The 19,121-nt window shown below is 37.4% G+C and carries 13 protein-coding genes; 2 read left to right on the top strand and 11 right to left on the bottom strand.

Annotated features, from left to right (window positions below; all coding sequences use genetic code 11):
- Nucleotides 1-1,343 precede the first annotated feature (1,343 nt).
- Complete coding sequence (gene nhaA, locus HDC90_RS23395) at nt 1,344-2,498, top strand: Na+/H+ antiporter NhaA (RefSeq protein WP_184470803.1); 1,155 nt, start codon at nt 1,344-1,346, stop codon at nt 2,496-2,498.
- 1,175 nt (nt 2,499-3,673) lie between these two features.
- Here nhaA and HDC90_RS23390 read toward each other — a convergent pair.
- Nucleotides 3,674-4,978, bottom strand: coding sequence for a hypothetical protein (locus tag HDC90_RS23390; RefSeq protein ID WP_184470801.1), 1,305 nt, complete (start codon nt 4,976-4,978; stop codon nt 3,674-3,676).
- A 157-nt stretch (nt 4,979-5,135) separates the two neighbouring features.
- On the opposite strand from HDC90_RS23390, the gene HDC90_RS25605 reads away from it, so the two are divergent.
- On the top strand, nt 5,136-5,537 hold the full coding sequence (locus HDC90_RS25605) for a helix-turn-helix domain-containing protein (protein WP_255497823.1): 402 nt from the start codon (nt 5,136-5,138) through the stop codon (nt 5,535-5,537).
- A 253-nt stretch (nt 5,538-5,790) separates the two neighbouring features.
- Here HDC90_RS25605 and HDC90_RS23380 read toward each other — a convergent pair whose 3' ends face one another.
- The 10 genes from HDC90_RS23380 to HDC90_RS23335 form a co-directional block, all read right to left on the bottom strand.
- Entirely contained in the window at nt 5,791-7,143 is a 1,353-nt protein-coding gene (locus tag HDC90_RS23380; RefSeq protein ID WP_184470799.1) for a restriction endonuclease FokI C-terminal domain-containing protein, read from the bottom strand.
- 11 nt (nt 7,144-7,154) lie between these two features.
- Complete coding sequence (locus HDC90_RS23375; RefSeq protein WP_184470797.1) at nt 7,155-7,595, bottom strand: hypothetical protein; 441 nt, start codon at nt 7,593-7,595, stop codon at nt 7,155-7,157.
- Between the two features lie 32 nt (nt 7,596-7,627).
- Nucleotides 7,628-9,250: a type I restriction-modification system subunit M gene (locus HDC90_RS23370; protein ID WP_184470795.1), complete on the bottom strand. Its 1,623-nt coding sequence runs from the start codon at nt 9,248-9,250 to the stop codon at nt 7,628-7,630.
- Complete coding sequence (locus HDC90_RS23365; RefSeq protein WP_184470793.1) at nt 9,250-10,272, bottom strand: virulence RhuM family protein; 1,023 nt, start codon at nt 10,270-10,272, stop codon at nt 9,250-9,252. Before HDC90_RS23365 ends, HDC90_RS23370 begins: the two co-directional genes overlap by 1 nt.
- Nucleotides 10,262-11,407 carry an AAA family ATPase gene (locus tag HDC90_RS23360; RefSeq protein WP_184470792.1) on the bottom strand — a complete coding sequence of 382 codons (1,146 nt, stop codon included), beginning with the start codon at nt 11,405-11,407 and terminating at the stop codon, nt 10,262-10,264. The genes HDC90_RS23365 and HDC90_RS23360 overlap by 11 nt, the downstream gene beginning before the upstream one ends.
- A 6-nt stretch (nt 11,408-11,413) precedes the next feature.
- The gene (locus tag HDC90_RS23355; protein ID WP_184470790.1) at nt 11,414-12,697 is read right to left on the bottom strand and encodes a restriction endonuclease subunit S; all 1,284 of its coding nucleotides are present in this window, start codon (nt 12,695-12,697) and stop codon (nt 11,414-11,416) included.
- 183 nt (nt 12,698-12,880) lie between these two features.
- Nucleotides 12,881-15,862, bottom strand: a complete 2,982-nt coding sequence (locus tag HDC90_RS23350; RefSeq protein ID WP_184470788.1) for a type I restriction endonuclease subunit R — start codon at nt 15,860-15,862, stop codon at nt 12,881-12,883.
- Nucleotides 15,863-16,062: 200 nt separating this feature from the next.
- Entirely contained in the window at nt 16,063-17,022 is a 960-nt protein-coding gene (kwaB, locus tag HDC90_RS23345) for an anti-phage protein KwaB (RefSeq protein ID WP_184470786.1), read from the bottom strand.
- On the bottom strand, nt 17,003-17,584 hold the full coding sequence (gene kwaA, locus HDC90_RS23340; protein ID WP_184470784.1) for an anti-phage protein KwaA: 582 nt from the start codon (nt 17,582-17,584) through the stop codon (nt 17,003-17,005). Before kwaA ends, kwaB begins: the two co-directional genes overlap by 20 nt.
- Before the next feature lie 178 nt (nt 17,585-17,762).
- Entirely contained in the window at nt 17,763-18,581 is an 819-nt protein-coding gene (locus tag HDC90_RS23335; RefSeq protein WP_184470782.1) for a hypothetical protein, read from the bottom strand.
- Nucleotides 18,582-19,121 lie beyond the last annotated feature (540 nt).

Genomic DNA, 19,121 nt, shown 5'->3' with positions numbered 1-19,121 from the left:
ATGCTATTTATACACCATGTTATCCGGCCTGGCAGATTTTCTTATTAAGAATCGGTCGTCATTTCGACTGTAAAGAAGTGAAATGGAGAAATCTTTTAATATGTTAAAAGTCCAAAGATCTCTCCACTGCGGTCGAGATGACGATGTATCGAGCCCCTCATAGTTTCAAAGCGATCAATCCATAAATGCTATTTATACACCATGTTATCCGGCCTGGCAGATTTTCTTATTAAGAATCGGTCGTCATTTCGACTGTAAAGAAGTGAAATGGAGAAATCTTTGAACAACGTTATAGCGAGTGCCTTAAACCCCTACCCCCCTATCGGCACCTTTCCCTGAAACGGAAAGGACTAAAAGACAAATTATTGCCCCCTGCAATATGCATCATGCTATTTGCTCCCTGCTACCCGGCCTAGCAGATTTTCGCCGGAAAAAGCATGGAAATCTTTGCAGTTCCCCCTCATACGCTACAGCCCAAGGCAGGATCAAAGCGAGAGTGGTGGGATAAGCAAGGATAAGAGCCTCGATACTGCCGCAAATAAGATTTCCGTAGCTTTTTACAAGAATTGCGCAGCAATCTTTTATACCTATAAAAAACAATATGATCACATAAAAAACGATGCTAGCCTTGATTGTTTGTTTCTTTATCATCAAGGATAAAGAAAGAGCCCCTCGGCGGCGGTGGACCTGTACCGATTTTTCATCGGTAGCCGAGGCAAGCCCGAGCAAAGGCAAAACCTCCCCTCAAAACCGTAATAATAAGATTGCTTCCTCGGCTGAAAAAGCCTCATCGCAATGACGAATTTATTGTATTAGAAATAACGCACGATAAAGAAAGAGCCTTGAGCCAAAACTAAACAAAGAACAACAGCCTAGCCAGTGCTTTAAGGTTCCCGCCTGCGCGGAAATGACGACCGTATTAGAAATTATCTCTATCCATCACGCTATCTCCTCCCTGCTATCGGCATAGGAGATGATGGAAGGAGAAAACGTTAAAGCTTTTGCACCCACTTTCACCCCAACACTACCCCGAGGCAGCACACCCTTTCCGATCCTTCATAAGCTTGTCCCGAACATTCTTCGGGAGGGCTTGTGCTGGCGACCAATAAAGCTTTGACGAATTTATCCAACATCAGTTCCAAGCCTTGATTTTTTGTTACTTTTTCATCAAGGAAAAAGTAAAAGCCATTCGGTGGCTAACCGAGGCAAGTCTGCGCCAAGGGCAAGAATAGCGACCGCTTTAAGGTTCCCACCTGCGCGGGAATGACGACAGTACTAAAAAATCTCTCCACAACAATTCAAAAAACTTCCTCTTCCCCCCTTATTTCACTACTTTTACCCCTATGGCCAAAACCATCAACCTCGAAATATTCAAAAGATTTTTCCGTACTGAGCAAACCAGCGGAGTGCTCCTGTTAATCTGCGTAACTATCTCCCTCCTCATTGCCAATACCGCTTTAAAAGAAAGTTTTGAAAGCTTTTTAGCCACAAAACTCGGCTTTGGTGCCGTAAACTACAGCATCCTCGCCTGGATAAACGATGCCTTAATGGCCATATTTTTCCTCCTCGTAGGACTCGAAATTAAACGCGAACTCATAGAGGGCGAACTTTCATCGCTTAAAAGTGCAGCCTTGCCTGTAATCGCGGCCCTGGGCGGCATGCTGGTACCTGCATTAATTTATACCTTGTTTAACAAAGGTACCGAAACCGCTGGTGGCTGGGGCATCCCTATGGCTACTGATATAGCCTTTGCCCTGGCCATTATCGCCATGCTCGGTAAAAACGTACCGCCCAGTTTAAAAATCTTCCTGGCTGCACTGGCCATTGTTGATGATCTGGGCGCCATTCTCGTCATCGCAATCTTTTACACCAACCAGATCCATTTCCAATACCTGGCCATGGCCGGAGGCATTCTTGTAGTGTTAGGTCTTATGAATTATTTCGGCGTAAAGAAACTGGTCTTTTACCTCATCCCCGGTATCTTTCTCTGGTATTTCATCCACCACTCGGGCATACATGCTACCATTGCAGGGGTATTACTGGCTTTTACCATCCCTACTAACGAAACTGATATCGAATCGCCTTTAGAGAAACTCGAACATTTTTTAACTACCCCGGTGAATTACCTCATTATGCCCGTTTTCGCTTTAGCGAACACCAATATCACTTTCCAAAAAGAAATGCTGGCCGGGTTGCTTTCTCCTTTAGGCCTCGGCATTATTATCGGTTTATTTGTGGGTAAAACCATTGGTGTAAGCTTTTTCAGCTGGCTCGCTGTGAAATTAAAATGGGCCGATTTACCCACTGGCGCAGGCTGGAAACACATTTTAGGTTTGGGTATGCTAGCGGGTATCGGTTTTACCATGTCTATTTTTATTGCCCTGCTTTCTTTTAGCGAGGTGCTTCACGTTTCAGAAGCGAAGTTTGCCATATTAACTGCATCGATTTTATCGGGTGTGGTGGGTTTTGTGTTTCTGAAATCAGTGAAGAAGGTTTAACGACATGTTTAACCGCAAAGGGCACAAAGTAGGTCGCAAGGAATGTGAAGTATAAAGCTTAATTGTTTTTCGTCATTTCGACTGTAGCGCAGCGGAACGGAGAAATCTTTGAATATGTTAAAAGTCCAAAGATCTCTCCACTGCGGTCGAGATGACGATGCATCGAGCCCCTCATAGTTTCAAAGCGATCAATCCATAAATGCTATTTATACACCATATTATCCAGCCTGGCAGATTTTCTTATTAAGAATCGGTCGTCATTTCGACTGTAGCGCAGCGGAACGGAGAAATCTTTGAACTATATTTCGCTTACTTTTAAGCGTCTTAATCCACTATCCGCACCTTTCCCCTGAAAGGGAAAGGACTAAAAAACAAATTACTACATCCTGCATATGCTCCATGCTATCCGCTCCCTGCTATTGCGAAGCAAGCTTGAAGACCTATAAAAAGATAAACGATCACTGAAAAAAGAAAGAGCCCCTCGGCGGCGGTGGACCTGTACCGATTTTTCATCGGTAGCCGAGGCAAACCCGAGCCGTGGGCAAAACCTACAATTGTCATTCTGAACGCAGTGAAGAATCTTTCAATCAAAAGATCCTTCGTACCTCAGGATGACAGAAGATTGTTAGAAGCAAAAACGATGAAGTCACTTCCGTATCAATCACAGATAACCCATAGTAGTAAGATTGCTTCCTCGGCTGAAAAAGCCTCATCGCAATGACGAATTTATTGTTGTAATATAATGACGACCGTATTAGCTTCTTAAACCCCTATCCGCCTATCGGCACCTTTCCTTGAAAGGGAAAGGACTAAAAAACAAATTACTACATCCTGCATATGCTCCATGCTATCCGCTCCCTGCTATTGCGAAGCAAGCTTGAAGACCTCTAAAAGCAAAATCACTACTGAAAAAAGGTAAGAGCCCCTCGGCGGCGGTGGACCTGTACCGATTTTTCATCGGTAGCCGAGGCAAGACTGTTCGAAGGGCAAGAAAACCTTTAATTGTCATTCTGAACGCAGTGAAGAACCCGTAGGCTCTGCGAAGCAAATCTTTCAATCAAAAGATCCTTCGTACCTCAGGATGACAGAAAATAATGAGGCAAGACTGCGCGAAGGACAAGAAAATAGCAACCGCATTAAGATTCCCGCCTGCGCGGGAATGACGACAGTATAAGTTACCCCCTCTTAACCTCATACCACCGCCCCACCCCCTCTACAAACCCCTCAAAAAACTCCCTATAATACCCTTTAATCACCTGCACCTTAAAATTTACTTTACTAAAAAACCAAACCAGTTTATAATCCATTTCCGCCTCAAGCAAATACCACAAATACGGTTTAGCGCTATCGCAAACCAAAAACAGGCTAAGCTGATCGGTATTTAGATGCAACAGCTTCCCTTTCACCTTAAGCTTCAATTCCAGTTCATAATAATCGCCCTCATCTTTAAGCACAAAACTTAAAACAGGCACCTCCATCGCAAATTCAACCATTTTCATATCCCGCATTACTGGTTTGCCGGTAACATTACGCAGGCCATAAGTGTAGCAATAATGTGTAAAACGCTGTTGCATCAATAGCGGCAAAGCCTTGTTCCATAACTTAAAAAGTGCCAGCTGGTTAGCTTCATTAAGTGTATGGGTTTCGGCTACCTTTTCGGGCAGGTGGGCATTGGCGTTAAAGCGGATGACAGCGATCTCTTTCATGGCGAAGCAAATACTGTTCAGCTCCTCCTGTTGTGGCGAGAGGCTAATGCCATCCACATCGTGCGGATTTAACACGAAACGTTTAAAAGATTTAACCGTTTTAAGGTAAGCCGTGGCCGCGAAAACATAAGGAATTACAAAAGGGTAATGGTTGCTGTGGAAATGCTGCAGATCGGTATTGGCGAAACAATAACCGATGTTAACCGGGGCCAAACGTGCCGTAACCGGTCTATTCAATAACCTCTCACGCGGTACTACCGTTCGTTCCGTAACATCCGGCAAATCATCACCAGGCCTAAGCAAACCACTAAACTTTTTCTTTAGTGTAATGGTAAAACCGCCCGGTTTCTTCACCACATCTACATATTTCGACCGCTTATTGCCCAAAGCAAAACATGCCGGCCAGTAATATTCCTGGAAATCGCAGTAACCGTTCCGCATCATGGCCCGCAAAGTAAGGTAAGCATAACGCCCAAGGTAGCTTTCATCCGTATCAACACTACAGCTCACCAGCAGTTTATCGTATGCTACCAAGAGGTAAACCCTTGCCTCTTCCCTTTCCAATTTAACATGAACGGTTAACAAACCCTGATCAAAAGAAAGCGATGTGATGGCCAAGGGCCCAGGCTTTTCACCTACACTAAACCTGCAATGCGATCCGATAGCTATCGGATCAAGCACCGCTAACCTTAACACCCTGCTCCCCTTTTCTAAAGGTAGTTGGTAAAACCGCGAAAGCGGTTTCCCTGCAATGGTAATGGATTTAGCTTTCATACTCGTATAATTTTACGAGTCTTGTTGGGGTAAAATATAAAAGTGGGCTTCTACCTACCATAGCTCCTTAAAGTTTCTCAGGCCTTACGTTGATATGGAATTACAGCAGAAACCCACTCTCATTTAGAAATGCTAAAATAGCATAAACTACACAAGAATGGGCTATAAATCTACTGTTTTGCATCAACGGCCTGAGATGTGGAGCTGCAAAACTCTTATTTATAACTCTTTATTAATAATCAAATATAATGAATTCAAAATAAAAGGACAAATAAGTCCTAATATATTTTCATTAATATTTGGATTTTGCATGGTGGGAAAACAATATCGCGATCAAGAGTACTTAGTTAAAATTGGAAAACGCATTGTCGAAATCCGTGATCTTAGAAAAATTACACAGGAGAAGCTGGCAGAATTAACTGAAATCGATACTAGACAAATAGGTCGTATTGAAAGAGCTGAAACTAACGTTTCTATCAGTAGCCTTAAATTGATTGCTGACCACTTAAAAATATCGGTATCTGATTTATTAGATTTTTCTAAGTCAACAAAAAAATAACAAGCCATTAAAACAAATATTTCCAGGAAAGCGAATAAATTGAAGATAGCGCTTTGGAAAAGGAAGATATTGAAGAAATAGACAAATAGCTATAAAAGTAAAAGCCCAATCAGCGACGATGGGCTTTTCAGTTTTAAAAATTAAGTAATGATAAAAACATCAACAAACTTTTAGACAGTTCAACGTATATCCAAATTATCTTTAAATTGAAATATCTGAGATTTCTACTCAGAAGCAAGAAGTTGCTTTTAAATTATATATCATCAAACCTTTGAATAATATCTTGAGCTGTAATCGTTTTACCTAAACTAATAAAAGCTTCAACAATTTCAGATAAATCTTTCTGATCCTTAATTCGATACGCTAATAGATGCAATAATGCATCCGAACTTAGCAATATAAATCGCTTAATTTCTGTACGCCAAGTAATATCATTTACAAATACATCGAATGAAGATTTGAAAGCGTTGCTAACAATGATGAAACCGATACGTTGAATGCCTTCTTTTTTAAGTTTAGGACAATAATGGTTAATATACTCTTTGATGGCTCTCTCATCTGAAGCACCCATCACATATCCATTAGGGTAGGCCTTAGCATCTATAATAAAAGCAACATTATCTTCTTTGTGAACAGCAATCAAATCTGGCTCTCTACCTTTACCCTGTCCTAAGGAATCAATCACAAATCCTAGCTGCTTAAATACCTCACAAACTGCCTTTTCATACTTGCTACCCTTTCCAGAACTCGATCCTTCTGTTTCTTTACCTAACTCTATAAGATTAGCGGTAATGCGTGGCAAATAATCATATATATCAAAACTAGCTTGCATTAATGAGGAAACTGAACTATCTACAACTACATCTGTTTGATCTAAAGGTATTATTAACTTTTCCTTTTTTGGATAGGCAGTTACTGTTCTGAAATTCCAACAGGCATGTTCCGCATCCCAATTGGATATAGAATTGCCAATGTGTTTAGATAAAATTAACTTAACCTGCTCATTCAAATTGTAAAACTCTTTATATGCCTCCTTTTGAGATTTAGGATTTTCCCATAAACCAATATCAGTAAATGAAACAATCATAGAGCTATACATAATTGGCCATTGTTGATGATCGTGTATTTGCCAAAAATAAGAAAGAAAGTAACCTATACTTCCAGGATTAGGAGCCCTGCGTTTATCTGGAGCTTTATTGAATATGGCCGAAACATATTTATCTAAAGCTTCAATTTTATTCAGCGCATCAGATAAATCTTTTGGTTTGGTTATACACTGTTTTAAAAGAACTGTTAGTTTTTCTAATTGGCCTTCTCCCTCACTAGTTTTAAGTAAAAGATTAAAGAACATTTGTCCCTTTATAGAAGTAAAACCCCAAAAATTATTCTGCTTATTAAAACTATCAATATCTGTTTTGAATTCGGCAATATCTATTTTATCGATTATAAAATCTTGAATAATAATTTTCAAAATTTGAATAGCTTCCAATCGCCTACTATCTATGTCATCGTAAGGAACCCCTTTGGTATCTAATACAGCTTTGTTATCTTCTATATATTTATTCCAAATTGAAGTAATTTGACTTTGTATATTTTCTGGAATCATTTTATTTCTTTCTAAATCAAACCTAAATTCACCATTAAATCTAATAAGTGCTTAGCTTTCAAGTCATTCAAAATCATTTGATCTATGGCGCACTGGTAAGGTGTAGTCCAAATAATTTCTGCACCCATATTTGCTGCTGCATTCTCTACATCCGTAACGGTATAACCTTTTGACCTACAGGCGCAAATTAAAACATCTGGATTGTACAATCTTATGATTTCGGGCAATCTCTTATTTAAACCGGAATTAGGATCTCCCATGCTTTCAAATGCAAATGTTTTATTGTTGATTTCTAAAATAAGACGGAAATCAATAGAAAGTGAGGCAATTGGCATTGAACAATGAATCACCCTATGACCTGGGTAAACCCTAATCATTTCTTTTGCCAAGGCTAATATATTAGATGATTTCCCGATATCTTTGCCACCCCACATGGCAATTACTTTTTTCATTATAATTAATTTGAGCGTTAATAAATATTTAATTAAATTTCTTTTAATCCAAGTTCTTTCAAAAACGCATTATGCCTATTCCTGGCATCTGCAATTTTCTTATCAATATCAACCAGTTGCTTGTTCACCTCTGCTAAATCTATAATTTCTTCATCAATAGAGGTACTAACATAACGGGATATGTTTAAGTTATAACCGTTTTGTTCAATCTCATCCATCGAAACACGACGGGAGTAGCGGGCTTCTTCTAAACGGTTCTTATAAGTTTCTACGATCTTTTTAATATCATTTGGCTCGTCACCTTCTCCATCACGCAAGCGGTTTTGTCGTTTGCCTTTCTCAAAATGATCACTGGCATTAATAAAAAGTACATCATCAAATTTCTTGCATTTTTTAAGCACCAAAATACAAACCGGAATTCCGGTTGAAAAGAACAGATTTGGTGGTAGCCCAATCACCGCATCGATATTATTATCTTTTAATAGCTTAGTACGGATACGTTCTTCTGCTCCACCACGAAAAAGCACACCGTGTGGCAAAATAATTGCCATTGTACCATTACTACTCAAAAAATGAAATCCATGCAGTAAAAATGCAAAATCAGCGGCCGATTTTGGTGCCAATCCATAACTCTTGAAACGAAAGTCTTCGCCCATCACTTCGTTTGGTTCCCAACGATAACTAAAAGGTGGATTAGCCACAATAGCATCAAACTCCATCTTCTTTGCAGGGTTCATTTCATTTAAAATATCCCAATCATTGGCTAATGAATCTCCGTGGTGAATCGCAAACTCGGTATCTTTTACACCATGTAACAGCATATTCATTCTCGCCAGGTTATAGGTTGTAATATTATATTCCTGACCGTAAATTTTACCAATACCAAATGCTCCAAGTTGCCTGCGAACGTTTAAAAGCAAAGAACCCGAACCACAGGCAAAATCTAATACCTTATCTATCTTTTTCTTTTTACCTAATGATGGATCCTGACTATCTAAAGTAACAATTTCTGATAGTATAGTAGAAAGCTGTTGTGGCGTATAAAATTCTCCAGCTTTTTTACCAGAACCCGCCGCAAACTGTCCAATTAAATATTCGTAGGCATCGCCTAAAACATCAGTATTGGTAGAGAATTTGGCAATACCTTCTGCAATTTTTTGAATAATGGTGCAAAGCCTCTTATTACGTTCGGTATAGTTTTTACCTAACTTTTCAGAGTCGAGATTGATTTCAGAGAACAAACCTTGAAAGGTACTTTCAAAAGATTCATTCTCAATGTATTTAAAGCCTTGCTGTAAAACAGTAAGTAATTCTCCATCTTGTTTACGGGCCAATTCAGAAATGCTCGTCCATAAATGTTGAGGTTCTATTACATAATGCACTTTACGGCGCATTTGCTTTTCAAATTCCAACACATCTGCAGCATTCGCTTCATACCAAACAGCCAGTGGTGTGCGTTTATCTTCCGAACCTAGTATCGGGTAATCACCTCCTAACTCTTTCTTAGCTGCTTGTTCATAATTATCAGATAGGTAACGCAAGAAAAGAAAGGAGAGCATATAATCGCGAAAATCATCTGCGTTCATCGAACCACGTAAATCATCTGCTATTGCCCAAAGCGTTTTCCCTAATTGTTGTTGTTCTAATGCTGTCATTACGCTTTACCCTTAATTTGTTTTATATGTTTATCGAAATCTGAAATCACTTTTTGTGTCTTATTAAATTGTTCATACTCCTTCCCTGCCTTCTCCATTGCCAGTTGATGAGAAACATTCCCTTTTCCATCCAATATTTTAAATTCATTGAAGTTTAGAAATTTGTTTACGCTTTCTGTTAACTGTTCCATGGTAAACGTATTCTCTCTTTCAATCAAACCTTCAATGTAATCAAAATAGCTAGTTACCGTTCTTTCCAACTGTTTAATTTCCTTTTCTTCCAGATAGTTTTTGGCTATTGTAGTATCCGATTTCAGTATCCTACCTTCGGGCGAGTTTTTCCATGTAGTTAGCCCCATATTTTCTTTGCTGGCATTGGCCTTTTTATAAATAATTTCAGCAGCGGTATTACCCGTTATCGCAAAATGAAATTTATTCTGCACCATGGCATAAAAGTTCTTTGTAATTTCTGCTTCAGGATTATAATCAATACTACATTCAGCAAAAATATCTGTAATCTGTTGATATATCCGGCGTTCACTAGCTCGTATAGAACGTACCCGCTCTAATAATTCTTTAAAATAATCTTTACCAAAAAACCTTTCACCCTGTTTTAATCGCTTATCATCTAAAACAAACCCTTTAACAATAAATTCTTTAAGGGTTTGGGTTGCCCAAATTCTAAATTGTGTAGCCTTAGCAGAGTTAATTCTGTAACCGACTGAAATTACTGCATCTAAATTATAGAATTTAGAACTGCGACTTACCTTTCTGTTACCTTCCTGCTGAACTTGTAAGAATTCCTTACAAGTTGATTCTTCATTTAATTCACCTTCATCAAAAATATTTTTAAGATGGATGGTGATATTCTGAGGAGTGGTTTGAAACAACTCCGCCAACATTTTCTGTGTGAGCCAAATGGTTTCATCGTTTAGCAGTACAGATAGGCTTACTGCTCCTCCCTGCGTTTGATAAAGTATAAAATTATTTTTTATTTCTCCTAAATCACTCCTATCTGTCATATCCCATCCTTTCCGCTCTGGAATCTTTTAATAACTCTGGTAATTCAAATTGATGTTTATCCAAAAAGGCGCCCAATATCCTTTTAAATAATTCTTTATTATCGTCATTCATATCAACCGGTTCATAAATTGAATGTTTACCGTGACTGAGTAGATTTAGCGCCCTTTCAAAAAGAACCTCATCTTCTACATTATAAATGCATTTTCCAAAATCGTTGAAGCCAAAAAATGATGAGGTTTTTTCCAATATACTTCTGAGTATATTAAAATGGTAGGTTTTGATATTTCCTGACACCGTTGCTTCATTCAGTTCACTCAACAAGGCCACATGATGAAAATAAGGTGTATCGGTAGTTTTTCTTAAGCTGTAAGATTGATCGGCCTTTTTGTATAAAAAATATTTTTCGTGTGGTTTCTTTTTAATTTCATTGCAAACTACATTATAAAAAAGAATATGGTGTGAAGAAACAACAACTTTTATCTTCCCTTCAGCCTGTAATAACAGTTGTGATAAATCACTGGCTACTGCTATGGCGTTGTTATCATCCAATGAAGAAATCGGGTCGTCAATGTAAAAGTATTTAACCCAATTGTAAGCCTCTGCCCCATCTATAGCCAACTGACAAATAGCTAAAAATACACACCAGATAAACATATTTTCTTCACCGCGTGATACCTTAATACTGTTAACAGTTTCTGTTTTTTCCTGAACTTCTCCCTTTACATTCGTTTTTACACGAACCTGCCGGCTAAAGCTAATTTGCCATTTATCATAATCTATAGAAAAATCGAAATCGGCATAGCGGTTTAAAAAAGGACGAATTCTGTTCTCTAACTCCAATTCCTGAAAGCCACTAAAAAACTTGGATGCAGAATTGATTTTTAGAACACGTTCTTTATCATTTATAATATCATTATCCCAGCTAAATAAATCTTCGGTAAAGGCATTAAAATAAAGAGTATCAGCCTGCTTCTGCTTGTTTTTTTTGCCCTGCTCCTTAAATTCCATAGATACTCTGGTTTTACCAGTACCATTATGGGCATAAAGCAAAATGAAATCTGCTGTCTTCAGGTCGTCTCTTAGCCTTATTGCAAGCTCAGAAAGATTTTTATAATTATAAATCTTTTTAGCCATCGTAAATTAATTAATGGTTGGAAACAATTGTTGCATTAAACCTTTTTTGTGAAGCTTTAGTTCATTGATTTTTTTTGTCTGTTCACTTATCTCACTGTTTAAATAAGTTATAAAACTTTCGATTTTTTGTAATTCGTCATCAAGAGGAGGAAAATGAATTTGAAAGCTTTTTATTTGCTCAGAACTTATATGTGGAATGCCAGAACTTGTGTTAATTCTGTCAACATAACTATGAAATTTTACTGAATTAACTTGATGAAAAATGTATTTAATTAGTGATTCCGAATCAGCTCTAAGTCTTGCGACACGCTGCACTAATAATCCACCTTCATCAGAGGCAGTAACAAGTGCAGTATTTTTTCCAACTTTAGAGCCATCCATTGCAATTACTAAATCATTTTTTTGAACCTTAAATTTCCCAAGTTTTTCTAAGCTACCTAAAAAATAACGGTCAATTTCAATACTATGCCTAATTCTTCCTTCTGTAACATTTATACCTCTGACCAATCTTGTGCCAGTTACGTTATCCGATATTTCATGACTTTTAAAAGCATAGCCAGATAACAAATCAATCTTAATGCCTATTGGAGCAAATTCCCAATCTCCACTAATCTTAAACTCTGGGAAACGCAACTTGGGCACTTTCTCACCTTCAGCAGGAAATAACTGTTGCATTAAACCTTTTTTATGCTTTTTTAATGCACCTAGCTTTTCGTTTTCTGCAGTAATTAAATCATCCAAAGAAGAAAGGCAATCGGCTATTTTTTGTTGTTCGGTTAATGATGGATAAGATATTGGTAATGTAAATAAGTCCTTTGTGTTTACTTGCAAAGCACCATTTGCCCTAGCACCTACTGAAATGAATTTCTTTAACCACTTACCGTGGACATTATTAATAAACGGATACTTGAGAAAATTGGGAAGTATTTCACTTTTATTAACTCTAAAACAGGTAAAGATACTATTAGGTACCGCTCCGTTTTCAAACGTTTCCAATAGAGCGATTTCTCCTTCTGGATATAACTTGGTTGAACTTTTGTTATAAGCAAAATCACCTTTGTTTATAACATAGTAATTTTTATATGATTCACCAGCAATCTCCCTACCGAACTTCTCTAATTGTGAAACCAATCCGATGCCAGAAGTTATACTTAAAAGTGTAAACCTATTGCTCCCAGTTTTTTCATTTATCTCTTTAACTACAGCCCCCAAATGATTTAGATTCCAACCGCCATCATTTTTAAATTCATTAAACCTCTGTTTCGGTACTAATTTATCTTCCTTACTCATTTTCTTCTGATGCGTTTATTTCGTTTAATACCAGGCTTTGCAATTCATCCTAGATTATATCAAGTAAAAGCAGGTTATGCCCCCAAGGCAAAACTGCTACGCGCTGTAGCAGTTTTGTATTTACCTAATAATAACGCTCATAATGGCGTTTCATATTCCATAAATCATTTTTTGAATTTCCAATTACCTACTCTCATAAGCCGATAATCCTGCTATTTCGCCCCCTTTGGCTATTTTTTTAAATTGGGGCATTAACTCTTCCATTATAGCCAGCTCCTTTTTTGTCCGGTCTTTCCAACCTAATTCTAATGGTGCCAACAAATCACTTAATTGTTCTCCATCAAATATCATCCGGTCTACCGTGCTTTCTACAAAAGTTTTTAATGGCTTAACGGCTAAACCGTATTTTTGGGCAATAACCGTAAGCTCCTGATCAGATTTTTCTGCTATAAATCTCTCAAATCCTTCACGTATTTCAGTTTCAGATAAGCTTTTACCAACCTCTAAACTTTTAATATACGCTGCAATATCATCACGGGCATCCATCAAGTTGGCACTTGAACTTAACAGATCGATAAGCTGCTCTTGCGTCATTTTCTGTTTAGATGGTTTGGCACTTGTATATTTGGCTATCAAGCCCATAATATAATCGTAATCAACTACAGCAGAAGCAAATAATACAAATTCAAAATCCAATTCCTGTACATCCGCATCGGTGTCTTCTCCTCCCTTATCTTGTTTCTCCTTCAGGCGTTTTGCCGTTTCTAAATAAGCTCCCTTAAAAGAACGTAAATCTTCATTTGGCAATAACCTTTCTATTTTTTCCTGCTCAGCCTCTTTTAAATCAGTATATTGATCTAGTTGTGTTTTGTAACGTTGTATTTCCTTAAAATATGTAATAAATTCGGCACGGGCAATATCGCCTTTCAAGTTGTTCACCTCTTCGGGTTTGGTTGCTAAACCACGCGATTGCATAAATTGATTAAGTTTGGTAACAGCCTCTTCATATTTACCAATAACCACAGGCGCAGCATCAACCAACCAAATCTCTTTTGCCTTACTGGTATTTTCTCCAGAGAATAAAGCAATTGCATCATCAACAGCATCTTGCTGATTACGAAAATCTAAAATATGCCCATAAGGTTTACTGGCATTTAAAATTCGATTGGTTCTCGAGAATGCTTGTATCAAACCATGGTATTTCAGGTTTTTATCTACATATAGTGTATTTAAATACTTAGAATCAAAACCAGTTAATAACATATCTACCACAATTAGAATATCTATTTTATTGGCGTGCGGATAATCTGCATTGGTATATTTATGGTCCTTAATGCGTTGTTGCACATCCTGATAATACTGATCAAACTCTGTAATGGTATGATTGGTACCATATTGTTTGTTATAATCGTTAATAATGCTTTTAAGTGCCAGTTTCTTCTCTTCCGGCGCTACCTCATTATCTGCCTTCTCCTGTAGTAAATCGTCTTGTAATTGCTTTACATCCTGATTACCTTCTGCAGGAGGAGAGAAAACGCAAGCAATATTTAATGGATAAAAATCATCATATAAAGCTGCTTTCTTTAATTGTGCATCTTTAAATAGGTTATAATAGGCAATAGCGTCATTAATAGATGCAGTTGCAAACACCGCATTAAACTTACGAGAATGCGTAGCTGCACTATGCTTATCAGATATGGCTTCTACAATAGCTTGTTTAGTGTAGGTTTTATCCAGCCTTTGTTCGTATTCTCCCTGACTTTTAAAATAATCAATATGAAAACGCAAAACATTTTCGTCCTCTATAGCGTGTGTAATGGTATAAGCATGCAATCGTTTCTGAAAAACTTCTTCAGTTGTTAAATATGAAGCTTGCTGGCCATCTATTTTTTTGTAAGTGGCATTATCCTCAAAAATAGGTGTACCTGTAAAACCAAATAATTGGGCATTTGGGAAAAATTCTTTAATGGCTTTATGGTTGTCGCCAAACTGCGAACGGTGGCATTCATCAAAGATAAATACCATTCTTTTACCCGCTAACGGTTTAAGTTGCTCCTTGTAGTTTTTACGGTTGCTAGGGTCTAATGCCAGGCCTAACTTTTGTATAGTAGTTACAATTACTTTGTCGGCATAACTTTCAGAAAGCATACGCCTAACCAACGTATCTGTATTGGTATTTTCCTCAACGCTACCTTCCTGAAACTTATTAAATTCTTCACGGGTTTGCCTGTCCAAATCTTTACGATCTACTACAAACAAACATTTCTCTACATCGGGATTATCTTTTAATAGTGTTGATGCTTTAAATGAAGTAAGCGTTTTGCCACTTCCGGTAGTATGCCAGATATAACCATTACCTCGATTTTCTTGAATGCAATTCACAATGGCTTTAACAGCATAAATCTGGTATGGTCGCATGACCATTAACTTCTGCTCACTCTCTACCAACACCATATACCTGCTGATCATTTCGCCCAAAGTACACTTAGCTAAAAATATCTCGGTGAAATCGTATAAATTATCAACTTTTGAGTTATCTTCTCTTGCCCACTTGTAAACAGGTAAAAATTGCTCATCGGCATTAAAAGCAAAATGTTGATTTTTATTATTGGAGAAGTAGTAGGTATCAGAACGATTGCTCACAATAAACAACTGCATAAAGCACAACAGCGAATTGTTATAACCATTGCCTGGGTCATTTTTATAATCAACAATTTGCTGCATGGCCCTTCTAGGGCTAATCTGCAGTGTCTTTAATTCAATTTGTACGACAGGTATCCCATTAATTAATAAAATAACATCATATCGATGGTTGGTATCCTTTGTATTAATGCGTAACTGATTAATTACCTCATATTCATTTTTACACCAATCTTTAATATCAACCAAAGTATATTGTAGTGGTGTGCCATCTTCACGGATAAAAGTATTTTTTTGACGCAAGTTTTTAGATGCTGCAAAAACATCTGGCGTAACAATTTCATCCCGTAATCGCGCAAATTCAGCGTCTGATAAGTTTACACGATTCAATGCGTCAAATTTCCGACGGAAGTTTAATTCCAAAGCATTGCGGTCGCGTATATCTGCCCGATAAGTATATTTCAAATCGGTTAGTTTTCCAATAAATCCGTACTCAACTTGAGGTTCGTTAACAATCAAAGTCATTTATCTTTTTTGAGTAATTTAGGCTCGACATAATTTAGCAATAATTGCTTAAATTAAAACCAGCAGGTAGAATATTTAGCTAAATTATTAAAAGAAGCCGAAATATCGCAACCTTATTTTGGGTTGGTTCATATTTAGGCAATTAAAGTTTCAACACTTTATTTTAAATGGTCACGCTTGTAACATTTAATTTTCATCAACTATACTTCATCAGTTATAGTCAATTTACTTTCGCTTTCATAATCCAGTTCGGTCAAATTTGATTTTAAATAATCATCATTTAAAATCCCAATAGTAATCACTTTAGAAACATCGGTATCCAACAAAATTTTATCTCCTGCTGCATTTAATCTTATTTTACCAGAAAGTTTAGGGTGTGAAGTGATAAAAGCGATAATCCTTGTTTTAGCAAGTTGCAGCACGGGCGAATCTGGTTTTATCCTTAATACACGCTTAGCATATTTAACATTATCTACCAGTGCTGTCAATTCATCTAAATTATCAATTAAATCAAGTCCCGAAATTAATTCGATATTTTGTCTGGCTTGGTTTTTCACAATCTCATTGTAGCCATAGGCAGAAGCCAAAGTTTTTAGATTGTTAATTACAAGAGCATCATCTGCGAATAAGAAATCAATAGAACTATTAATCTGTAAAATATTACTGTTAAGTTTCTCAAACCGGTTACCAATAGGAATAAGCCCTAACATTTTATCTTGTCTAACAATTGTAACTGGATACACATGTTTATAAATAGAAAAATAATTATCCGCATTACCAATGGTTACAATAATCGCTTTTATGGTTTCCATATCATCATTTGAGAATGAAAATGTGGGATAGTTTGTAAAGGGATCAAACTCTTTAGCTATGGCAAGTTTCTCTGGGAATTCTTCTAAATCGTAAAAAAACAAGGAATTGATTGTTTCACTTGCAGTTGAAATATCTTTTAATTCTATTTCTTCATTGTTAAGTATCTTTTCATTAATGGCCGTTGTAAATATGTCTTTTAATTCATCAGCCAATTCAGGTGAGATATCAGCGTCGAGAATGGATTCAGTTCCATCCTCTTCTTTTTTCACTAAATGTATATTAATCGCTATCGGATTAATTACATCGTTAACTAAATTTAGTTTTTCTTTAAGTTCTTGTATTTCCATTGTTTATTGATTTATTGGCCATGTATATATTGTCACTCAATAATTGATATTGAATACGATCATTTTCTTGAATTACATCTTTACTAATGATGATAATGTTCTCTTTATTAGTTGTAGATAATTTATAAATATGATACCCAAGGAGTGCCAATGTTGGGTTAGTGTAGAACATATTCGTTTTGATATAAATAATACCAATGATGATCAGCACTAGGAAAAAGACCAAACCATTTCGATCTTCATTTAAATTGAAACTCAAAAATGGGATTACATAGGTAACCAGGAAGGTTAAATGCTCCCAGTTTAAGTTTTCAATCCTGGTTACCTTATCAGGCAAAGACCTGTTTCTCCGGATAACGTATTTGAAGTTTACATAGAAAATAAGCCCAAAAATTGCGAGCAATAAGAATATTAACGGAACTACATTGGTGATTAGTAGTTTGGCAAAACCAATAAAATGGCAATTCTTATCGAAACAATAAGGTATCTGTACTTTATTAATAAATAATAAAATGAAGAGCAACCAAAGCGAAACGATATAAAGTTGGATTTTAAGGCTCATAACGATTTATAAGTTGTACATGCGCTAAGTAAATCTGGATTTACACCTAAGATTCACCAATAGTGCAACAAGGTAACTTATAGAAGCTGCTATTATTTACGGTTTCCCGTACACCTCAAAAAAAATAATAAATCGGGTTCAGATTCTTATCAAAAATCAGACTAAAACAACAGCAACCTCACTCCTCCTCTACCACCCAGCTTAACTTCTCCCCTTGTTCCACTATCTCCTTTTCTACTTGAGGTTGCGCTACAAAATCGACGATTACACCATCCTTTACATGCAGGGCGTGAATAATTTTACCCGCATAATAACGCCGGTCGGCGTAGCGGGCCGTGCCAGAAAAAAATGAAATGCCCAAGGCGAAAACCAAAGCTTTATCACCCTGGTGGTTTAGGTTTAAGGTTAAGGTTGTTTTCGGAAATTGGCTGTTGTTTAAAGGGATCACCAGGTCGTTCACTTCCATAATTTCGTAACCACCGGTATCATCCAGGTCGAAATAAAAACCCATCACCTGCAAACGGGCTTCGGTAGCCTTGGGATGCGGTTTCAGGAGGGCTTTTATTTCGCCCTTAGGCAGAATAAGTTTTACTAATCCATCGGGTTCGATGCGCAAATCCGATTCGCGAAGCCATAACTGATCCAGGGCTTTGCTGCTGTTAAATTCGAAGCCCTTAAGCAGGGCAATGTTACCATCAATCAATTTTTTATCACCTGCATGTTCGGCTGGGATCGTTTTAAAGATTTCGATAAAACGTTTGTTCAGGCGGTTGAGGAGATCGCCATAAGCATAAAGTTTAACGAGCGGGGCAAATGCTTTACGGATATAAGCCGCATTTCTGCTGGCCGCACCAAAATCGCGACTGCTTTTTTTGCTCGCTTCGGTCTGCTGTTGGTGCGCAGCTTTTTGCCTGACCACATCTGTATTTCCGCGTTTGTAAAAAACGAGATCGCCGAGTTGTCCGTTAATTTTGATAATTCCATTCTGGATAGCCATAATTTTAGTATATTAGGTTAAACAAAAGGGATGATCATCCAATGTAGTCAATCTGACTAAAAATCCGAAAAAAAATATTCCAAAGTCCACCTTCACGCCACATTTACCCCACGTTTAGCCCACCTTCCAGCCAGGCTTGGCTGCACCCTACTGTATACTTACTTGCCTACTGCTTCGAAGCCGCTTTGGTAAAACTAAGGCTTCGTTGTAGGTCTGCTATTTCTAAAATTTGCCTGGCTTTAGGTTGCCGGGTTAACAATGGCTAAATAAAAGGTAAAGAGAAAGCAAACTTAGGGTTATTTTGATCTATAGCTATGTCGGTATTGGGGTATAGAAGAGGCATAAGGAGTTCTTTTAAACACTACGGCCGAGATGATGGATTGATTGAGATGGAATAACTGGTAAAACATTACTAATGAGATTGCTTCGGCTCGCTCAATTCCGGCCTCGCAATTGTAAAGGTTTAGTAATTCGGTAATGAACTAGAGTTTATTTTTTGTTATTTATATTGACCATTTCCGCCGGTTTTTTACCCTTAAT

This window comes from Pedobacter sp. AK013, assembly GCF_014205835.1.
GTDB lineage: Bacteria > Bacteroidota > Bacteroidia > Sphingobacteriales > Sphingobacteriaceae > Pedobacter.
The sequence above is the reverse complement of the archived record's forward strand: the minus strand, read 5'-3'. Positions and strand labels throughout refer to the sequence as shown.

Bases quoted from the DNA above. Each gene is read 5' to 3' on its own strand.
- nhaA (WP_184470803.1), top strand. From the start codon at position 1,344: ATGGCCAAAACCATCAACCTCGAAATATTCAAAAGATTTTTCCGTACT.
- HDC90_RS23390 (WP_184470801.1), bottom strand. From the start codon at position 4,978: ATGAAAGCTAAATCCATTACCATTGCAGGGAAACCGCTTTCGCGGTTT.
- HDC90_RS25605 (WP_255497823.1), top strand. From the start codon at position 5,136: ATGGGCTATAAATCTACTGTTTTGCATCAACGGCCTGAGATGTGGAGC.
- HDC90_RS23380 (WP_184470799.1), bottom strand. From the start codon at position 7,143: ATGATTCCAGAAAATATACAAAGTCAAATTACTTCAATTTGGAATAAA.
- HDC90_RS23375 (WP_184470797.1), bottom strand. From the start codon at position 7,595: ATGAAAAAAGTAATTGCCATGTGGGGTGGCAAAGATATCGGGAAATCA.
- HDC90_RS23370 (WP_184470795.1), bottom strand. From the start codon at position 9,250: ATGACAGCATTAGAACAACAACAATTAGGGAAAACGCTTTGGGCAATA.
- HDC90_RS23365 (WP_184470793.1), bottom strand. From the start codon at position 10,272: ATGACAGATAGGAGTGATTTAGGAGAAATAAAAAATAATTTTATACTT.
- HDC90_RS23360 (WP_184470792.1), bottom strand. From the start codon at position 11,407: ATGGCTAAAAAGATTTATAATTATAAAAATCTTTCTGAGCTTGCAATA.
- HDC90_RS23355 (WP_184470790.1), bottom strand. From the start codon at position 12,697: ATGAGTAAGGAAGATAAATTAGTACCGAAACAGAGGTTTAATGAATTT.
- HDC90_RS23350 (WP_184470788.1), bottom strand. From the start codon at position 15,862: ATGACTTTGATTGTTAACGAACCTCAAGTTGAGTACGGATTTATTGGA.
- kwaB (WP_184470786.1), bottom strand. From the start codon at position 17,022: ATGGAAATACAAGAACTTAAAGAAAAACTAAATTTAGTTAACGATGTA.
- kwaA (WP_184470784.1), bottom strand. From the start codon at position 17,584: ATGAGCCTTAAAATCCAACTTTATATCGTTTCGCTTTGGTTGCTCTTC.
- HDC90_RS23335 (WP_184470782.1), bottom strand. From the start codon at position 18,581: ATGGCTATCCAGAATGGAATTATCAAAATTAACGGACAACTCGGCGAT.